The sequence below is a fragment of the Streptomyces diacarni genome (assembly GCF_003323715.1).
Classification (GTDB): Bacteria; Actinomycetota; Actinomycetes; order Streptomycetales; family Streptomycetaceae; genus Streptomyces; species Streptomyces diacarni.
Genome location: NZ_QOIN01000039.1, coordinates 196777 through 215786, shown reverse-complemented (window position 1 = coordinate 215786; position 19010 = coordinate 196777). Strand labels below are relative to the sequence as shown.

The 19010-nt window shown below is 71.9% G+C and carries 15 protein-coding genes; 7 read left to right on the top strand and 8 right to left on the bottom strand.

Annotated elements, in window-relative coordinates; translation table 11 throughout:
- Positions 1-208: 208 nt before the first annotated feature.
- The 4 genes from DTL70_RS10920 to DTL70_RS10905 form a co-directional block, all read right to left on the bottom strand.
- Positions 209-1966, bottom strand: a complete 1758-nt coding sequence (locus DTL70_RS10920; RefSeq protein ID WP_245979251.1) for a BCCT family transporter — start codon at positions 1964-1966, stop codon at positions 209-211.
- Positions 1967-2549: 583 nt separating this feature from the next.
- A complete protein-coding gene (locus tag DTL70_RS10915; protein ID WP_114021678.1) occupies positions 2550-3746 on the bottom strand; it encodes an MFS transporter in 1197 nt (398 codons plus the stop codon).
- 118 nt (positions 3747-3864) lie between these two features.
- Positions 3865-5262, bottom strand: coding sequence for an MFS transporter (locus DTL70_RS10910; RefSeq protein ID WP_114021677.1), 1398 nt, complete (start codon positions 5260-5262; stop codon positions 3865-3867).
- Between the two features lie 227 nt (positions 5263-5489).
- A complete protein-coding gene (locus tag DTL70_RS10905; protein ID WP_114021676.1) occupies positions 5490-6719 on the bottom strand; it encodes a M20 family metallopeptidase in 1230 nt (409 codons plus the stop codon).
- A 176-nt stretch (positions 6720-6895) separates the two neighbouring features.
- On the opposite strand from DTL70_RS10905, the gene DTL70_RS34945 reads away from it, so the two are divergent.
- Entirely contained in the window at positions 6896-8254 is a 1359-nt protein-coding gene (locus DTL70_RS34945) for a Rid family hydrolase (RefSeq protein ID WP_114021675.1), read from the top strand.
- A 41-nt stretch (positions 8255-8295) separates the two neighbouring features.
- On the opposite strand, the gene DTL70_RS10895 is transcribed toward DTL70_RS34945, so the two are convergent.
- Together DTL70_RS10895 and DTL70_RS10890 are read right to left on the bottom strand one after the other, a co-directional pair.
- Entirely contained in the window at positions 8296-8667 is a 372-nt protein-coding gene (locus DTL70_RS10895; protein WP_114021674.1) for an AQJ64_40280 family protein, read from the bottom strand.
- Positions 8668-8846: 179 nt separating this feature from the next.
- The gene (locus tag DTL70_RS10890; protein WP_114021673.1) at positions 8847-9386 is read right to left on the bottom strand and encodes a MarR family winged helix-turn-helix transcriptional regulator; all 540 of its coding nucleotides are present in this window, start codon (positions 9384-9386) and stop codon (positions 8847-8849) included.
- Between the two features lie 150 nt (positions 9387-9536).
- Here DTL70_RS10890 and DTL70_RS10885 point away from each other — a divergent pair, with 150 nt between their 5' ends.
- Together DTL70_RS10885 and DTL70_RS10880 are read left to right on the top strand one after the other, a co-directional pair.
- Complete coding sequence (locus tag DTL70_RS10885; protein WP_114021672.1) at positions 9537-10763, top strand: FAD-dependent monooxygenase; 1227 nt, start codon at positions 9537-9539, stop codon at positions 10761-10763.
- Positions 10764-10830: 67 nt separating this feature from the next.
- The gene (locus DTL70_RS10880) at positions 10831-11355 is read left to right on the top strand and encodes a hypothetical protein (protein WP_147266762.1); all 525 of its coding nucleotides are present in this window, start codon (positions 10831-10833) and stop codon (positions 11353-11355) included.
- A 120-nt stretch (positions 11356-11475) separates the two neighbouring features.
- On the opposite strand, the gene DTL70_RS10875 is transcribed toward DTL70_RS10880, so the two are convergent.
- Complete coding sequence (locus DTL70_RS10875) at positions 11476-12747, bottom strand: ROK family protein (RefSeq protein WP_114021670.1); 1272 nt, start codon at positions 12745-12747, stop codon at positions 11476-11478.
- 233 nt (positions 12748-12980) lie between these two features.
- On the opposite strand from DTL70_RS10875, the gene DTL70_RS10870 reads away from it, so the two are divergent.
- From DTL70_RS10870 to DTL70_RS10855, 4 genes are all read left to right on the top strand, one after another.
- Positions 12981-14297: an ABC transporter substrate-binding protein gene (locus tag DTL70_RS10870; protein WP_114021669.1), complete on the top strand. Its 1317-nt coding sequence runs from the start codon at positions 12981-12983 to the stop codon at positions 14295-14297.
- A 7-nt stretch (positions 14298-14304) separates the two neighbouring features.
- Positions 14305-15441 carry a carbohydrate ABC transporter permease gene (locus DTL70_RS10865; protein ID WP_245979250.1) on the top strand — a complete coding sequence of 379 codons (1137 nt, stop codon included), beginning with the start codon at positions 14305-14307 and terminating at the stop codon, positions 15439-15441.
- A gap of 202 nt (positions 15442-15643) precedes the next feature.
- Entirely contained in the window at positions 15644-16483 is an 840-nt protein-coding gene (locus DTL70_RS10860; protein ID WP_114016592.1) for a carbohydrate ABC transporter permease, read from the top strand.
- Between the two features lie 134 nt (positions 16484-16617).
- On the top strand, positions 16618-17958 hold the full coding sequence (locus DTL70_RS10855; RefSeq protein WP_114021793.1) for a GH1 family beta-glucosidase: 1341 nt from the start codon (positions 16618-16620) through the stop codon (positions 17956-17958).
- Positions 17959-18133: 175 nt separating this feature from the next.
- Here the strand turns inward: DTL70_RS10855 and DTL70_RS10850 are convergent, their stop codons facing one another.
- Positions 18134-18976, bottom strand: a complete 843-nt coding sequence (locus DTL70_RS10850) for an aminoglycoside phosphotransferase/kinase family protein (protein ID WP_114021668.1) — start codon at positions 18974-18976, stop codon at positions 18134-18136.
- Positions 18977-19010 lie beyond the last annotated feature (34 nt).

The following is a 19010-nucleotide window of genomic DNA, read 5'->3' as shown; positions in this document are numbered from 1 at the left end:
CGATCTTCCCCACGGGCTGTAGATGAGGCCCGGGGACACTGTCCCCTCCCGCAGCCACACCGATGTCAACGGGAGACCGCCCCGGATTGTTCCGCCCTGCTCGCCGCTCCGCCTGTGATGTGTGGCATAGGCAACCACCCGGTCACCCCGCGGCACTCGGCACGGCCCGCGACGGCCTCCGGGCGGGGCCCGCCCGGAGGCCGGAGGCTCACTCGTGGTCCGAGGTCACCAAAGCGTCCGTGGACGCCTCGGATGCCGCGGACGCCGTGGCTTCCGGGTCCGCCGGAGCGTCCTCCGCCGCCCGCGACCCGGGCGGCGGGACAGCGGCGGTCGGCGGCCCGGCCGTGAGGATGCCCTGTTCCAGCGCCATCTCCTTGGCCACACGCGGAGCGGTCCACAGCGTCGGGAGCATGATGAAGCCGACGGGCACGGCCGTGACGACGATGAAGGACTGAAGCGCCGTGATGCCGCCGTCACCGACGAGAATGAGCACAGCGGCCGCCGCGCCCATCAGCAGGGCCCAGAAGGCGCGTACCGCCCGGGTGGGCTCGCCGAACTTCGTTCCGGCGGCGGCGATGCTGTACGACATCGAGTCGGTGGTGGTCACCACGAACGTGATGGTCAGCAGCAGCAGCGCGACCGCGACGACGGCGCCCATGGGGAGCTGCTCGGCCATGGAGATGACCGCCGCGTCCATGCCCACGGCCTTGAGCGGGCCCGAGATGGTGCCGGGGCTGCGCTGCTCCAGGAAGATGCCGGTGCCCCCGAAGACCGTGAACCAGAACATGGTGGCCAGCGGCGGGATGATGGCGGTGGAGACCACGAGGTCGCGCACCGTACGGCCCCGGGAGATGCGTGCCACGAAAATGGACATCAGCGGCCCGTAGCCGAGGAACCAGCCGAAGAAGAAGACCGTCCACGAGCCGAGCCACGCGTGGTCGCCCCGGTTGAGGGCCAGCGGCACGAAGTCCCGCGCGTACTGGCCGAGCCCGCCGAGGAAGGAGTCCAGCACGAAGCCCAGGGAGCCGAGGACGAGGAAGACGGCCATGAGGGCGACGGCGAGCCAGACGTTGGCCTTGCTGAAGAACTGGATGCCACGGCTGACGCCACTGGCGACGGACAGCACGGCGACGACGGTCAGCAGGACGATGACGCCGAGCTGCACCGGGTAGCCGCCGGAGATGCCGAACACCTGGGAGAGCCCGTAGGAGACCTGCAGCCCGAGGAAGCCGATCGGACCGACCGTCCCGGCCACCACGGCGATGACGCACACGATGTCGACGGCCGCTCCCAGCTTGGAGTGCCGGATGCGCTCGCCGAGGAAGGGGTACAGCAGCGTCCTGGGGCGCAGCGGCATGCCGCGTTCCTGGCCGCGGATCATCACGATCGAGGCGAGCGTCCCCAGGACGGCCCAGGCGAGGAAGCCCCAGTGCGCGAAGCTCTGCGAGAGGGCCGCGTTGGCCGCCTGCTGGGTGCCGCTCTTGACGCCCTCGTAGAAGGGGGGCGTCTCGATGTAGTGCTGTACGGGCTCACCCGCTGCGAAGAAGACGCCGCCGCCCGCCAGCAGCGTCGACATGATCATCGCGACCCACTGGAAGCGGCCGTACTCGGGGCGTGCCCCGCTGCCGCCCAGCCGCACCTTGCCGAACCGGGAGAAACCCAGCCACAGTGCGACGCCGAACGTCGCGAGCAGGAACACCTGCCACAGCGGGCCGAACCAGCGTGCGGCGAAGGTGAAGACGGTGTCCACGACGTCGCCCGTGGCGGTGGGCGCGAGCAGCGCGGCGAGGACGAACGCGAGGAGCAGCCCGCCGCTGATCGCGAGCACCGGCACGTCGGTGCGCGAGCGGTCACCTGACGGCGGCGTGGCCGCCGCCGTATGACACCCTTCTTCACCGTCCGTGGTCGGTTCCGTCCCCGCGGGGGCGGCCGCACCGGTGGCGGATCGGGCATTCGGAGTCGGCATGGGATTCCTTGCGGGAGGGGTCAGTCGGCGTGGGGACATGACGCACCGCAAGGACGCACGCGCTCTCGAGACGCAGGACCGCTCGGTGCGCGGGTCAGTCCCACAGGCTGCTATCCGCACGGCGACGCGGTCAAATTGCGGACAGCCCGGCAGCCTCCGGGACCCCCCTCCTGACGTGCGGTTTTCCGGTCCACTGGGAAGTCGGTGGTTGAGAAGGATCACCCTCGGCCCGCGTCGCGCCGCCGCGTGGCGGGAAGGCGGACCGGGCCGCGGTCGTTCAAGGGACAGGTCGTCGAGGGAGCGGCCCGCACGAGAAGCGGCTCCGACGAGCAGTCGGTCGTGCAGGGACACGAGCAGTCGGTCGTACAGGGAGCGGTCGGTCATGCAGATCGGGGAGCCGCCAAGCTGCCCGGTCGCTCCCGCCGGTGGTCAGGAGCGGTGATATGGACGACGGCTTCCAGGGCCGGTGCGCGCGTGCGGCTCACGGGAGGGCGCGCGGTGGAGCGCCAGCCCCTCAACGAGTGCGCAGGTTCTTCTCGAGTGCGCAGGTTGTTGTCCGAGGGGCGAAACGTCCGGGCGCCGGTCAGCGGCGCCTGGTCTGCAGGACCCCGGCGAGCGAGAGCACGAGGATCCCGGCCAGGGGGACGACCAGCAGGCCCACGCGGAGGCTCGCCGCGTCGGCGACCAGTCCGACAACAGGAGGGGAGAGCAGGAAGCCGAGCCGCATGAGCCAGGAGACGAGGGTGAGCCCCGAACCGGGCTTGAGCCCTGGCAGCTCGTCGGCTTCGTGCATCGCCGCGGGGACCAGCGTCGCCACGCCCAGTCCGGCCGCGGCGAAACCGAGAACGGTACCTGGCACCGTGGGCACGGCGAGCGCGATGCCCATGCCGGCGGCGGCGATCAGTCCGCCGGTCCGGGCCACGGCCCGCTGGCCGAACCGGTCGACGAGGCGGTCGCCGGCGAGCCGGCCGACGAACTGGGCCCCGACGAGGGCGATGTAGCCGGATGCCGCCAGTGCGGCCGACGCGTGCAGCGAGCCGGAGAGGTAGAGCGCTGCCCAGGAGTTGCCCGCGTCCTCGACGAGTGTGCTCGCCGTGGCGATGAGGACGAGTGCGGCCAGGACGTAGGCGGTGCGCGAACCTGGTATGCGCGGCGCGGGACGCGGCTCGTCGTCGGCGTCCGCGACCGGTTCCGTGTCGAGCCCTGGCAGACAGAACCGCAGGGCGACGCACGCGGCGGCGGCGAACACGACGGCAGAGATCGCCAGGTGCGCTCCCCGGTGCAGATCGAGTGCGATGGCGCCGGCGGCCATGCTGCCGCCGGTGACGGCCCCGATGGACCAGATGGCGTGGAAGGAGTTGATGATGGAGCGTCCGTAGCGGCGCTGCACCCGCAGGCCGTGGGCGTTCTGGGCGACATCGGTGATCGCGTCCATCGCCCCGGCCCAGAACAGGGCTCCGGCGAAGAGCACGACCGAGTCGGCGAGGGCCGCTGCCAGGATCCCCGCACCGGTCAGCAGCGTGCTGGCGACGGCCACCCGCGCGGAACCCAGCCGGCGTATGAGTATCCCGGCCGCCAGGCCGGCCGCGATGGCGCCTGCCGGGAACGCGGCCACAGCCAGCCCGTAGGCGGCGTTGCCCATCTGCAGGTCCGCCTTGATCTGCGGGTACCTGGGCAGCAGGTTGGCGAACAGGGCTCCGTTGGTGAAGAAGAGGACAGCAACGGCTACGCGCGCCCGCCGTTCGGCTCGCGCAGGCCCGCGCAGTACGTCGACAGTCATGCGCGGAACCCTATAGCCGGAGCGTACGAACGTACACTCTCTCACGGTGCCGTACTCGCGGTGGGAAGAGGGCTCTTGGAGGTGCCCGTACGGCCGGGTGGGCGGCACGGGCCCCACGTCACCGCGCGGACTCGCGCACCGTCTTCGCGCGTCCGGCCACGGCCAGCAGCAGCGCTCCGCTGACGGTGATGACGACCGCGATGGCGAACGCCGTGGTCCACGAACGCGCGTGCTCCACCACAACCCCGGTGACCAGCGGGGCGAGGAAACCGGCGCACCCCGCGATGAACTGCACGACCCCGGCGACCGAGCCGTAGCGCGGCCCGGGAACCTCCTCGGCGACCACCGTCCAGTACTGCGCGCCGGTGAAGTAGAGCAGGAAGACGATGACGGCCATGAGCGCCACGGCCTCACCGGCGCTCCCGACGAGTGCGATGCAGCCGAAGAGCAGGGCGGTCAGGATCAGACACACCACGATCGTCCAGCGGCGCACGGTCGCCGCGGCCCCGAGCCGGCGCACGAGCCAGTCGGTGGCGACCCCGCCCGCGATCATGCCGACGCAGCCGCCGATCCAGGGGATGGCACCGGCGACGGCCAGCTGGTCCAGATCGATGCCCCGCTCGCTGACCAGATAGGTCGGGAACCAGGTCAGGAAGACGTTGAGAATCCAGGCGTAACCGAAGTAGGCCAGTGCCGTGGCCCAGATGACGGGGCGGGCGACGTAGTGCCACATGCCCGGCAACGCGGCGGACCCCTGCTCGGCGCTCCCGCCCCCGGCGCCGCTCTCCTGGCCGACCGCTGCGGTGCCGTCCGCCGTGTCCTTCCCGGTTTCCGCGCCGCGGATCTCGCGCAGTTCCGCAGGACGCACCCAGGGGTGCCGCTCGGGAGTGTCCCGTACGACGGCGAACCAGCCGACGGTGAACAGCACTCCGATGACGCCGAAGATGACGAAGGGGACGCGCCAGTTGCCGTCCGTCGCCTCGATGACGGCGACGACGATGGGTGTGCCGACGGCCCCGCCCAGCGGTGTGGCGGCGTTGGCGACACCGACCGCGGTGCCCAGCTCGCGTTTCGGGAACCAGGTGTTCATGAGCTTGGCGGTCACCGTCGCCTGCGGGCCCTCGGCGGCGCCGAACAGGATCCGGATGACCAGGAAGCTCACGAGCCCGGCGCCCGCTGCCGTCGCCGCGGTGAACACCGACCAGGCGAGGGCGGCCCAGCCCATGGCCTTGCGGGGGCCGAAGCGGTCGGCTGCCCAGCCGCCGAGAAAGCCGAAGGGCGCGTAGGAGAGGGCGAAGATGCTCAGGATCCAGCCGAACGCGGTCTCGGAGAAGCCGAACTCGCTGATGATGTACGGCGCGGCGACCCCGATGGCGGCACGGTCCGCGTAGTTGAGGCCCAGGACCATGAAGTCGGCGGCGAGTATCGCCCAGCGGGCGCGGAACCGGGGCGGCCGGTCACCACCACGCGCGGCAGCGGTGCCGCGGGGTGGGGCGGGGGAGGGGGAGGTGGGCACGGTGGGTCCTTCCGGTGGCGGATCGCCGGAGCGGGGAGGGGAGATAGGCCGGCGCCGCTCCGGAGGGGCGGCGGCCGAAGACCGCGCCGCGGTGACCTGCGCCGACGTCGAGTACGTCGAGGGGCAGTCAAGGGCGCTCGGTGCGCGATCGGGAGAGCAGGGGTGTGGGGTCCGGCACCGAGCGACGCGGAACGGGACACACGCCCTGCCGGCTGCGGCGGGGAGTGTCAGCCGCGGTCCTCCCTCGCGGCACCGGCGGTGCCGTCGGCGAGCAACGTGGTCAGCACATCGGTGGCGGCCTCCAGTTGGGCCAGGTCGAGGAATTCGCCGGGCGTGTGGGCCTCTGTCATGGAACCGGGACCGAAGACGACGGAGGGGATGCCGGTCCGGCAGATCTTGCTGGCGTCGGTGCCGTGCCCCACACCGACTCCCACCGGATCCAGACCGTGGGCGGCCAGGGCGCGGCCGACCCGCGCGGTGAAGTCGGCAGCCGCGCCGTCGTCCTGGGCCGGCAGCGCGTAGTCGACGACATGGGGCTCAGCCACCTCGACGGGCCCGGAAAACCGCCCTTCGAGCTCGTCCTTGAGTGCGCGCCACACCTGCTCGGGCTCCTCGCCGCCGACGGTACGGCGGTCGATGGTCACTTCGCAGCGCTCGGGCAGCACGTTGGGCCCTGAGCCACCGGATATCTGGGTGACGACGAGGGTGGGCGCGCCGACCAGCGGCTCGTGCCGGGCGGCCAGACGCGGGGCGACCTCGTCGCGCAGGTAGCCGACCACCTCGGCGAGCGTCTCGACCGGGTTGACCCGTCCCTGCGGCAGCGAGCTGTGCCCGCCGGGGCCCGTGGCGGCGATGCGGCAGCGCATCACACCCTTGTGGGCCACGACGAGGCAGAGGCTGGTGGGCTCGCCGACGACGGCGCCGACGGGACGCGGGCCGATCCGTGAGCCACCCTCGTGCGCGGCGCTCCCGCCCGCCTCCCGGGCAAGCAGGTGGGTCACACCCTGGTAGCGGTGCTCCTCGTCGATGGCGCCGACCAGCACGACCGTGCGCTCAGGCGGGTGCCCGGAAGCGGCGATGCGGGCGAGCGCCGACAAGAAGGCGGCCAGCGGCCCCTTGGCGTCGCAGGCGCCACGCCCGTACAGGCGTCCGTCGCGGACCTGGGCGGTGAAGGGGGCGACGGTCATGCCCTCGGTCTCGACCGTGTCGAGGTGGGTCTCCAGCAGGACGCACTCGTCTGTGCGGCGTCCCGGCAGGGTGGCGACCACGTTGCAGCGGCCGTCGGTGACCTCGTCCAGCCGTGCGGTCATGCCCAGGTGGCGGCAGTAGTCGGCGACGAACTCGGCCAGCGGCGTCTCGGCCGGCAGCGCGCTCTCGCGCGGGTTGACGCTGGGGACGGCGATCAGCTCGGCGAGCAGCGCCTCTCCTGTGTTGCATTGCAAAACGCTGTGTTGCATTTGGCGGACACTAGAAGGCAGGATCGGCCTGGTCAAGAGCCCGTTGCACACAGAGCAATGAGGCACGCACGCCGGGCGGACGAGCCTCGTCACGAGACCGGGCGACACCGCCCACCGCCTGGGGCAGCGTCTCGTCCAAGCGGAAGGAGACGCCACGCGGAAGGAGAGCGGGCAGGGTGTCGGACACGGACGGGAACGAGGCCGCGAGCGCCGCGACGCGCAACCGCTCCTCGTCCCTGCGACGCGCGCTGACCGTCCTCGACTACGTCGCCGACTACCCCGACCCGGCGGGCGCTTCCCTGACGGACATAGCCCAGGGCCTGGGACTGCACAAGAGCACTCTGCTGCGGCTGCTGACACCGCTGACCGACAACGGGCTCGTGCTGCGCGACGCGGAGCGCGCCCGCTACCGGCTCGGCTCCCACGCCGCCTACCTGGGCGGCGCCTATCTGGACCGACTCGATCTGCGGGAAGTCGCCCGGGGTACGCTGGCCCGGCTGGCCGAACGCACCGGACACACCGCTCGGCTGACCCTCCGTGAGGCCGACGAGACGGTGCTCGTCGACGCCGTCGAGGGCAGCGGCCCCATGCCGCTGCGCCCCCGGCTGGGCGCCCGCCGTCCCCTGTACGACGGCGCGGCGGGCTGGGCGCTGCTGGCCCGGGTGGACGACGGCGAGGTCGCCCGCGTACGGCAGACGGTGCGGACGGCCGCACGGAACGACTCGGCCGCCGAGAACGCGGTCGGGGACGCCGCCGAGGAAGCGGCCGAACGACTGCGCACGGCCGTCACCGCGGCCAGGCGGAACGGCTTCGCGCTGGAGGAGGACGGCAGGGCCGGTCCCGTCGTCCTCGGCGTGGACGCGGCCGTCCTCGACCACGCGGGGACACCGATCGCCGCTGTCGGTCTGTCAGGCCCGGTGCCGGGCGGCGCCTCGGGGGCATCGGCGTCCGCACTCGGCGCGGCGGTACGCGCGGCGGCCCGTGAGGTGTCCCACGCGCTCGGCGACAGGGCCGGCACGGCAGGCGGAACCGGCGGCTCCCGTGCCACACCACCCGCGCCGGGATCCTCCGGCGCGGGCGACCCCCACAGGAGCGGCCCCACCGGCCCACCCGCGCGGGGACCGCACCGTACCCGGAAGGGGGACACGCCCATGGACAGACGGCAGGTCATCAGCACGCAGGCGGCGCCGCAGCCGGTCGGGGCCTACTCGCAGGCGATCGTCGCGGGCGGCTTTCTGCACACCGCGGGTCTCGGGCCCCACGATCCCGTCTCCGGCCGGGTCGAGGGCACCTCCATCGCCGAGCAGACCGAGCAGACGATGCGCAACCTCGCCTCCGTACTGGACGCGCACGGGCTGGACTTCTCCGACGTGGTGCGCGCGACCGTCCACCTGCAACATCTCGACCGTGACTTCGACGACTTCAACACGGCCTACGAACTACACCTCACGCCGCCCTACCCGGTGCGCACCACGGTCGGCGCCGACCTGGCCAACGTGTTGCTGGAGATCGACATGACAGCCGTCCTCCGCTGACCCGCCCGGCGCGACGTCGTCCCGGCGGGCGGCGCGCCATCTCAGGACTGAGCGTCCCCGAGAGCGGCCCTCGCCTCCCCGCCCCGCAGGTAGTGCTCGTCCGTGCCGGGGAGGGTGGGCAGATAGGCCCAGTGGGTCACCGGGTAGGCGTCGCCGCGGCCGTGGGGCAGGCGGATCAAACGGTCGGAGTCGATGAAGCAGTCGTGGTGCTCACTGCCGTCCTCGGCGAAGTGCAGGTGCGAGAAGACCATCGGCATCACGAGCCAGAATTCCACTCCGGCTTCCGGGTGCGGCGCGTCCGCGCTGCCGGACGGATAGCGGCCCGACGTTGCCGCGGCCACGGGCATGCCGTCCTCCGGCAGCCTCTCGCGGGCGTCCACCCACTCCACCGTCGCGCGTATGTCCGCTCCCATGCCGCCTCCCGCTTCACGTCTGTCACCTGGGGCCATCCTGTCAGCCGGGACCCGCCGTGCGCCGCCGGATGAGCGATCCCGCACGTGCGCGCCCTCGTCGGTATCCGCCTGCGCGGCCTGCCGGGACCGGCAGCCGGTGGGTTCCACGAGGTGCCCGTGTGTGCCGCCCCCGGAGCGTGTCATCCCTCGGAAACCGTGGGGTCGTCGAGGGTCGCGAGGTGGGCGGTGAGGTCGTCGGTGAAGCGCCCCAGGAGGCGGCCGAGGTCCTGGCGGTCCTGTTCGGGCCATCCCGCGAGGGCGTCGGCGAACCAGCCGACGAGCGTGCGCATGTAGCGCTCGGCCGCCGCCTTCCCCTCGTCAGTCGCCTCGACGAGGCGGGCTCGCTGGTCCTCCGGGTCGGTGACGCGCACGATCAGACCGCGCTGCTGCAACGCGTTCACCTGCCGGGTGACGTGCGGTCCCACGACCTGCATCCGCGTGGCGATCTCGCCGACGCGCAGCGGCTGGTCCGACATGTGCAGCATGAGGAGCACCGACATCGCGGGGCGGTCCACGCGGACCGCGGTGGCTTCCATGGCGCGTTCGACCAGGCGGCCGCGGTTGAGGACGTTGCCGAGCTGCGTCAGCCGGGGGAGTACCGCGAGCACTTGCTGCTCGCGCAGCTCCTGGTCGCGTGCGGCGCCCCGGGCGGTGGTCTCGTCCGGCTGCTGGGGGCTCATCTCGTCTCCTTATTGAATACCTACGTTAGGTATGTAATCGTGGGGACCGAGGGCGCGGCCGCTCACGGGTCACGACGCCCCGAAGAAACATACCTACGTTACGTATCCGGTCGGCGGCTCGTCCAGGGCCCGGCCGGGAAGGGAGCACCCATGGGCACGGCACCCGCACGTACGGTCCTGATCTCCGGCGCCAGCATCGCCGGACCCGCGCTCGCCTACTGGCTCCACCGTCACGGCTTCGCCGTCACGGTGGTGGAGAAGGCCGACACGATACGCGTCGGGGGATACCCCATCGACATCCGCGGCACCGCGCTGGAAGTGGTCAGCCGCATGGGCCTGCTCCCGCGCCTGCGTGACGCGCATGTCGACAGCCGCAACATCACCTTCGTCGACGCCGACGGCGACCGCGTCGGAGCGGTCAGGCCCGAGGTCATCACCGGCGGTGTCGAGGGCCGCGACCTCGAAGTCCGCCGCGGGGACCTCGCCGAGGCCCTCTACGACGCCGTCCGAGGAGACGTCGAGTTCCTCTTCGGCGACTGGATCACCGCCCTCCACGACCACGGCGGCGGTGTGGACGTGACCTTCGACAGCGGTGCCCAGCGGACCTTCGACCTCGTCATCGGCGCCGACGGACTCCACTCCCACACCAGGGGCCTGGTCTTCGGCCCCGAGGAGCGCTACCACCACTATCTCGGCAACTGCTTCGCCGGCTTCACCATGCCCAACCACTTCGCACTCTCCCACGAGGCCCTGATGTGGAACGTCCCGGGCAGGGGCGCGATTCTCTACGCCGTCGGCGACGGCGACCACGTGCACGCGTTCCTCAACTTCGCCCGCCCCGAACCGCCCTTCGACGCCTTCCGCGACCCCGAGGCCCAGCGTGACCTGGTGGCTGACGTCTTCTCCCAGGACGGGTGGGAGATTCCGCGCATGGTCGACGCCATGCGGCGCGCCGACGACCTGTTCTTCGACGTCATCAGCCAGATCCACCTGCCCCACTGGTCCAGCGGACGGGTCGCCCTCGCCGGCGACGCCGCCCACGCTCCGTCGTTCCTCTCGGGCCAGGGCTCCAGCATCGCGCTGGTCGGCGCCTACGTCCTCGCAGGCGAACTGGCCGCACAGACCGACCACTCGACCGCCTTCACGGCGTACGAGGAGCGCACACGCGCGTTCGTCGAGCTGAACCAGGCGCTCGCGACCACTGGAGGCGCCTACGTCCTTCCCGGCACCGCCGAGGAACTGGCACGGCGCAACCACGCCCTGCGGGACCCGGCCCGCCTCCCCGACGACCAGGGCGGCTGGGCCGCCACCACGGCGCTCACCCTCCCCGACTACGCCGACGTCTGTAGGCCCGACTACGCCGACGTCCGTAGGTGAGGGAGGTCCGCTAGGTTGTCGTTCTCGTGAGGACACCGGAGGGCATTCGTCGGGAAGGGGCGTGCTGATGACGGGGCGTGGGGCGGGAACGGCGGCCGTTGCGGCGGTGGCGTTGGCGCTGCTGGTGGGCGGCTGCGGCAGCGACGAGGGGTCCGCCGGGGGTGGGGAGAAGAAGACCGGGCGTTCCCAGCCGGAGAACCCCGCGGACGGCGCCGAGCTGTCAGGGGTGTGGTCCGCGCGTCCGATGGGTCAGGACCACACGCTGATCATCGTCGGGGACAGCGTTCTGATGCAGTGGGACAAGGGCCGCAACGGGCTGTGCGACGGCCAGGTCACCACCACCGGATCGGTCACCGAGGTGGTACTCCAGTGCGCCGGGGACACGGAGGAAGGGCGTGACAAGGGCGCCATCGAGTACGCGGACCCCAGAGGCATGCGGGTGAACTGGAACGGCGAGTTCGGCAGCACCTCCTTCACCCGGGTCGCCGACGCCCCCGCCGAACTGCCCGAGACCCCCGACGACGTGCCGGGTCTGCGGGAGGCGCTGGAGAAGCTGCCCCGGGGCACCTCTGCCCCGGATGAGCTCTCCTGAGGCGAGGGCGGGGCTCGGGCGGCGGCTGTCGTCGGTCTCGCCCGCCGCATCGGCCTTGTCGGGCGGGCGGGGGCGCCCCCGCCCGCCCGACAAGGCCGACGCCCCGCTGCGCGGATCGCCCTACCTGGCCCGGGCGTTCGGTGCCCCCAGCGCCGGCGGGGGAGCGGATTGCGGCGCGCGGCCACCCGCGTCGAGGAAGCGGGTCAGAGGAAGGGAGGCGGCACCGACGGTGACGGCGTCCGGGCCGAGGCGGCCCAGCTCGATCGTCGTACGGGCCGCGGGGTGGTGCAGTGCGCGCTCCTCGGCGGCCGCGCGCACAGCGGGCAGTATGCGGCTGCCCAGCAGCAGTCCGGCCCAGCCGGCGAGGACGATGCGTTCGGGGCTGAAGAGGTTGACCAGGTCGGCGATGCCCGCCCCGAGAAAGCGGGCCGTCTCGGCGAGGACCGTCTCGGCGCTCGGGTCCGCCGAACCGACGAGATCGGCCAGCCCGCTCTCCTCGTCGCCCCGTGGCGTGCCACCCGCGGCGCGCCAGCGCTCCAGTACGGCGGAGGCGCCGATGTACGCCTCCAGGCAGCCGCGGGCGCCGCACCGGCAGCGCCGCCCGTCCAGGTGCACGGTGGTGTGTCCCCACTCGGCGGCGCCGCGGGACGCGGTGCCGTAGGCGCTGCCGTCGGTGATGACGCAGGAGCCGACCCCGGAGCCGATCAGCGCGACCACCGCGTCCCGCACGCCCTGCCCGGCGCCGAACCACATCTCGGCCTGACCGAGGGTCTTGGCGCCGTTCGAGACGAACAGCGGCGTTCGCGCCGGGAGCCCCGCCTCCGTGCGCAGCCGCGCCTCCAGCGGCACCGCGTCCCAGCCGACCGTCTGGCCGTGCACGACGGCACCTGAGCGCTCCGGGTCCTGCTCGACGATGCCAGGCACGCCGACGCCGATGCCCAGCGGCGCGGCGGCCCCCGGGACCCCGGCCCGCGCGGCCTGTGCGCGTACGGCGGTGAGCCCGTCCGCGATCAACCGCAGCACGTGCGCCATCGCGTGTCCGCCCTCGCGCAGCGGGTATTCGGCGCGGGCCCTTTCGGTCAGTGCCAGATCAAAGAGTTCAACGCGCACCCTGGTCTCTCCGACGTCCACTCCGATCAGCGTCCCGGCTGCCGGGGCGACCCGCAGCAGGGTGCGCGGCCTGCCACCGTCGGAGTCGACCAAGCCGGCCTCCTCCAGCAGGCCCTCGGCGAGGAGTTCGGAGGTGACGTTCGAGACCGAGGCGGAGCTGAGGCCGGTGGCGGGGCCCAACTCCTGGCGGCTGAGCGGCCCGTCGAAGTAGAGGCGGCGCAGCAGGGTGGCGCGGTTGGTGCGGCGCAGGTCGCGCACCGTCCGCCGTTTCTCGCCGGTCATCTGGCTCCCTCCTCGCGGCGGCCGCGCCACGGCTCGCCGCTGCCGGTCCCGTACGCGTGCGCGGTGCCGGTCGCGCGGTCCGCGGGGCAACTTACCGGTGCGCGATGTCTTGACGGGCAATTCTTTCACTACTTAACTCACGCTCCAAGTTAAGTACGAGCCGCCTTCAGGGGGTTAACGCCCCGGCCTTGAGGCTCGACGCTTCCCCACGCCTCCCGGAGGTGCCACAGGCCATGCGCAGATTCCGTACGGCGGCAGCCGCCGCGCTCACCACGGCACTGACAGCCGCGCTCGCCTCCGGTTGCGGAGGAGGAACGACCACTGACGGCGCGGGCAGCAACGACAAACCCAAAGAGCTGACGTACTGGGCGACCAACCAGGCATCCAGCCTCCAGGAGGACAAGAAGATCCTGAAACCGGAGCTGGCCAAGTTCGAGAAGCAGACCGGGATCAAGGTCAAACTGGAGGTCATCCCCTGGTCCAGTCTGCTCGACCGCATCCTTGCCGCCGCCTCCTCCGGGCAGGGCCCCGACGTCCTCAACATCGGCAACACCTGGTCCTCGTCGCTCCAGAAGAGCGACGCGCTGCTGCCCTTCGACGACAAGAACATGGCGAAGATCGGCGGCGAGAACCGGTTCAGCCCCTCCGCGCTCGCCGCGACCGGCGCCGAGGGCAAGCCGCCTGCCGCCGTGCCGCTCTACTCGCTGACCTACGCGCTCTACTACAACAAGAAGATGTTCCGGCAGGCCGGTATCGACGAGCCGCCCAAGACCTGGCAGGAACTGGTCGCCGCGGGCAAGAAGCTGACGGGTGACGGCCACTACGGACTCGCGCTGGAAGCCGGCGACCCGGTCGAGAACGCCCACCACGCCTTCGTGTTCGGCAAGCAGCACGGAGCCGACTTCTTCGACGCCTCGGGCAAGGCGACCTTCGACAAACCGGGGAACGTCAAGGCCGTCAAGCAGTACGTGGACTTCCTCGCCCAGGACCGGATCTCCGCGAAGGGCAACGCCGAGTACGCGGCCCGCCAGTCGGTGCGCGACTTCGCCAAGGGCAAGGCCGGGATGCTGCTGTGGCAGGCCGCCCGCTCCCAGCTGCTGGGCAACGGCATGAAGCCGGACGACTACGGCGTCGCCCCCGTTCCCGTGCAGTCGGCCTCCGACACCGGTGACCGGGGCACCACGTCCATGGTCGCGGGCATCAACCTGGCCGTCTTGAAGAACACCGACAACATCGACGGCGCGCTGAAGTTCGTGAAGTTCATGACCTCCAACGCCGAGCAGCACAAACTCAACACCACCTACGGGTCCCTGTCTCCGGTACGGGCCGCACAGAAGGCGGCGCCCCGAGACAAGGACGAGAAGGTGATGCGCGCCGTGCTCGCCGACAGCGCCGCACCGCTGCCGCAGGTGCCCGACGAGTCGAAGTTCGAGACGCTGGTCGGCACCGCCATGAAGGAGCTGTTCGCCCAGGCGGCCGCGGGCCAGAAGGTCACCACCGAGTCCGTGCGCGAACGGCTCGCCAAGGCCCAGCAGCAGATGCGGAAGTGACGCGGCCGTGACCCGCGGAGACCGCCGCTCCACCGCCGCGCCGGCGCCGGACCCCGCGGCCTCGGCCGTCCCTCCTCCCGCGCCCGCCGGCGCGGCGAAGGACGCGCCGCGGGACGCCCCGGCGAGCCCGGGTCACGCACCCGCGCCGCCGACGCCATCGCCGCCGTCAGCGGGACGCGGCACGTCCGCGCTGCGCGACCGGGTACGCCACGCCGGGCTGCCCTACCTGCTGCTCGTCCCGGCGCTGGTGCTCGAACTGCTGGTGCACATCGTGCCGATGATCACCGGCATCACCATGGCGTTCCGGGACCTGACCCAGGAGTACATCCGCAACTGGGGCGCGGCGCCCTGGGCCGGCCTGGACAACTTCCACATCGCCGTGGACGTCAACGCCCCCGTGGGTGAGGCACTGCTCCGCTCCTTCGCCATCACCTGCGCCTTCACCGTGCTCGCCGTCGGACTCGCCTGGCTGCTGGGCGCCACTGCGGCGATCCTGATGCAGGACACCTTCCGCGGCCGGGGGCTGCTGCGCGCACTGTTCCTCACGCCGTACGCGCTGCCCGTCTACGCGGCCGTCATCACCTGGTCGTTCCTGCTCCAGCGGGACAACGGGCTGGTCAACCACGTGCTGCACGACCAACTCGGGCTCACCGACGCACCGCCCTTCTGGCTCGTGGGCGACAACAGTTTCTTCTCCCTGGTCGTCGTCTCGGTCTGGCGGACCTGGCCGTTCGCCTTCCTGATGCTGACGGCCGCCCTTCAGAATATCCCACGGGACGTCTACGAGGCGTCCGCGATCGACGGCGCCGGGATGTGGCGGCAGATCCGGCACATCACGCTGCCCGCGCTGCGGCCGGTCAACCAGGTCCTGGTCCTGGTGCTGTTCCTGTGGACGTTCAACGACTTCAACGTCCCCTTCGTGCTGTTCGGCAAGTCGGCTCCCGAGTCGGCCGACCTGATCTCCCTGCACATCTACCAGTCGTCCTTCGCCACCTGGGACTTCGGTGCCGGCTCGGCGATGTCCGTCCTGCTGCTGCTGTTCCTGCTGCTGGTCACGGCGGCGTATCTGCTGTTGACCAGGGAACGTGCCCCGCGCGCCACCCGGTCCTGCGGTACCAGGCGAAGGAAGAGGGCCCATGTCTGAGGGCGTCCCGACCCCCGCGTCCGCCACCAGCACCGCGTCCGCCGCCCCGGCCGCCTCCACCCGCGGCGCCTCGGCTGATTCCCCCCGTGGCGCCCCGGCCGCCTCCACCCGCGGCGCCGCACCCGATCGGCTCGGCCGCCGCGCCCGCCGTACGGCAGGAGGCGCCCGCCGCTCGGGGCGTGCCGGTGCGGCGCGCAGCCCGATGGCGGCGCCCGTCTCCTTCCTGTGGACCCGGCGGATCCTGCTGACGCTCCTGGCGGTCTTCGCCGCCACCCCGCTCTACGTGATGCTCAGCAGCTCTCTCAAACCGCTCCAGGACGTGACGGGCTCCTTCCGCTGGATCCCCGCCCACCTGACGATCCGCCCCTACCTGGACATCTGGGAGACGGTGCCGCTGGGCCGGTACTTCCTCAACTCCTTCATCGTCTCCGCCGCCGCGACACTGTGCTCGGTGGTCGTGGCGACCTTCGCCGCCTACGCCGTCAGCCGCTACCGCTTCCGGGGCAAGCGCGTGTTCACCGTGACGGTGCTCTCCACGCAGATGTTCCCCGGCATCCTCTTCCTGCTGCCGCTGTTCCTGCTGTTCGTCAACATCGGCAACGCCACCGGCATCGCCCTCTACGGCTCACGCGGCGCACTGATCCTCACCTACATGACCTTCACCCTGCCGCTGTCCATCTGGATGCTGGCCGGCTACTTCGACTCCATACCCCGCGACCTGGACGAGGCCGCCCAGGTGGACGGGTGCGGAGCACTCGGCGCGCTCTTCCGCGTCCTCGTGCCCGCCGCCACCCCTGGCATCGTCGCCGTGGGCATCTACGCGTTCATGACCGCCTGGGGCGAGGTGCTGTTCGCCTCGGTGATGACCAACGACGTCACCCGCACCCTCTCCATCGGCCTCCAGGGCTACTCCACGCAGACCGAGGTCTACTGGAACCAGGTCATGGCCGCTTCCCTGGTGGTGAGCGTGCCCATCGTCGCCGGATTCCTGCTCCTCCAGCGCTACCTCGTCGCCGGCCTGACCGCCGGCTCCGTCAAGTGACCTCAGCCGCCGGGTCGGGGCGCCCCGCGCCGGGCGACCCCGCTGTTCCCTGCGAAAGGATCTCCGTGTCCGACACGCACCGCTGTGCAACTCCCGCCCCTTCCCCCGACGGGCCGCACGAGAGCACCGGCGACCTGCCCGACGACTTCGTGTGGGGCGCCGCGACCGCCGCGTACCAGGTCGAGGGCGCGGTCACCGAGGACGGCCGCTCGCCCTCCATCTGGGACACCTTCAGCCACACCCCGGGCAAGGTGGACGGCGGCGACACCGGAGACGTGGCCTGCGACCACTACCACCGCTGGCCCGAGGACGTGGCACTCATGCGCGAGCTGGGTCTCGACGCCTACCGTTTCTCCCTCGCGTGGCCACGCGTGCTGCCCGACGGCGGCGGCCAGGTCAACGAGCGGGGCCTGGGCTTCTACGACCGGCTGACCGACGCTCTGCTGGAGGCGGGCATCACCCCCTTCGCCACCCTCTACCACTGGGACCTGCCGCAGATCCTCCAGGACCGGGGCGGCTGGCCCGCGCGGGAGACAGCCGAACGGTTCGGGGAGTACGCCGCGGTCGTCGCCGCCCGGCTCGGCGACCGCATCCAGCACTGGGCCACCCTCAACGAGCCGCTGTGCTCGGCCTGGATCGGGCACTACGAGGGCCGGATGGCGCCAGGGCTGACGGACATCACCGCCGCCGTACGCGCCTCCTTCCACCTGCACCTGGGCCACGGATACGCGGTCGAGGCGCTGCGCGCCCACGCGCCCGGCGCCCGCGTCGGCCTGGTCAACAACCTCACCCACTGCGAACCCGCCTCCGACGATCCGGCCGACGTCGCCGCCGCGCGGCGCTCCGACGGACACGTCAACCGCTGGTGGATGGACCCCGTGCACGGCCGCGGCTACCCCGCCGACATGATCGAGCTGTACGGCACCGAGCCGCCCGCCCGCGACGGCGACCTGGAGACCATCGCGGCCCCGCTGGACTGGCTCGGCCTCAACTACTACTTCCGCAACGTCCTGCGCGACGACCCGGAAGGGCCCTTCCCCCGGGCGCGGCCCGCCGCACTGCCGACGGGGGCGCGGGTGACCGGCATGGGCTGGGAGGTGCACGCCGAAGGGCTCACCAGGACACTGCGCCGGATGACGGACGACTACGGCGCCCGCTGCCTCTACGTGACCGAGAACGGCTCCGCCTACCCCGACACCGTCGGCCCTGACGGCCACATCGACGACCCCGAACGCGTCCGCTACCTGGAGGAGCATCTGGCAGCCTGCGGTCGCGCCGTCCGCGAAGGCGTGCCGCTGGCCGGGTACTTCGCCTGGTCGCTGCTGGACAACTTCGAGTGGGCGTACGGCTACGCGCAACGGTTCGGTCTCGTGCACGTCGATTACCCGACGCAGCGCCGCACGGTCAAGAGCAGCGGCCGCCGCTTCGCCGACCTCGCGTCGGCGCACCGGGCGAGGGCACGGAGGGCGGCCTGACACCCCGCAGTCCCCCCGGCCCGCCCTTCCGCCGCTGTCCGCGCTGTCCGCACAGTCCGCACAGTCTGCACGCGGACGCCGGGGGACACGGGGCGGGACACGGGTGGGGCGGCTTGCCGAGCGAGGAGCGGGAGACGGGGCTGAACCGGAGTCAGCTGTGCCGCCGCCTCCCGGTTCAGCCCCGTCCGCAGCGATCGAGTGCGGCCCGAACCCGGTTGAGCCCTTCCACTCTCCAGTGGCTCCGGTCGGGCATCTGGTCGTCTCGGCGCCAGCGCCAGGCCGAGAACATCGCCCAGTTCAGGGCGCGGCACCGGTGGATGAGCCCGTGGTCAGCCCCCGGGTAGTGTGCTGCCACCTCTTCGGGCGCGTGCGCGAGGTCGAACTCGACCGGCCCCCGGCAGCACGTGGCGAGGTCCACGAAAAGCGGCCCTCTCCTCGTGTTCAGGAGGTTGCCCGGGTGAGGCTCGCCGTGCAGCAACTGGTCGCCGGCTCTGTCGTCGCTGAACGCGGTGCCCAGTCCACCGAGTGTGTCGCTGACGAGTTCCCGGTCGCGATCGGACAGCTCGGAAGACCGCTCCCGGTCGTTGACCTCCCGCAGCGCCGCGGCGACCCGATCGGTGAAGTGCGGCGCGTCCAGATCGAGCCGGCGCAGGGCAGCGTGGTGCCGCAGGAACACCTCCGCGTAGGCGGCCGGCGCGATCTCCCGTCCCACAGGCGCGTAGTAGGTCCACAGCGAGATGGCGAAGGCGTCGCGCACATGGACCCGAGGCTCGACACGGGGCTCGAGCTCAGCCACCGGAGCGTCGGCGTCGGCGAGACGGCGAGCAACCTCCACCTCGAACTCGGAGTCGGCCAGATGCCCCAACGGCGCGACCCGGGCAAGGACATCGCAGGGCGCCAGGTGCAGCGCGACGCGGTCCGAGTTGTGGACGACGAACGCGTCGTCGACCTGAAGGCCCAGCTCCGAGGCCGTCGCCCGTCCGGCCTCGACTGCGCGGCCGAGTTCTGATGGATCCATACCGCTCTCCCTGCCTGCCGCATACCCCTACCCG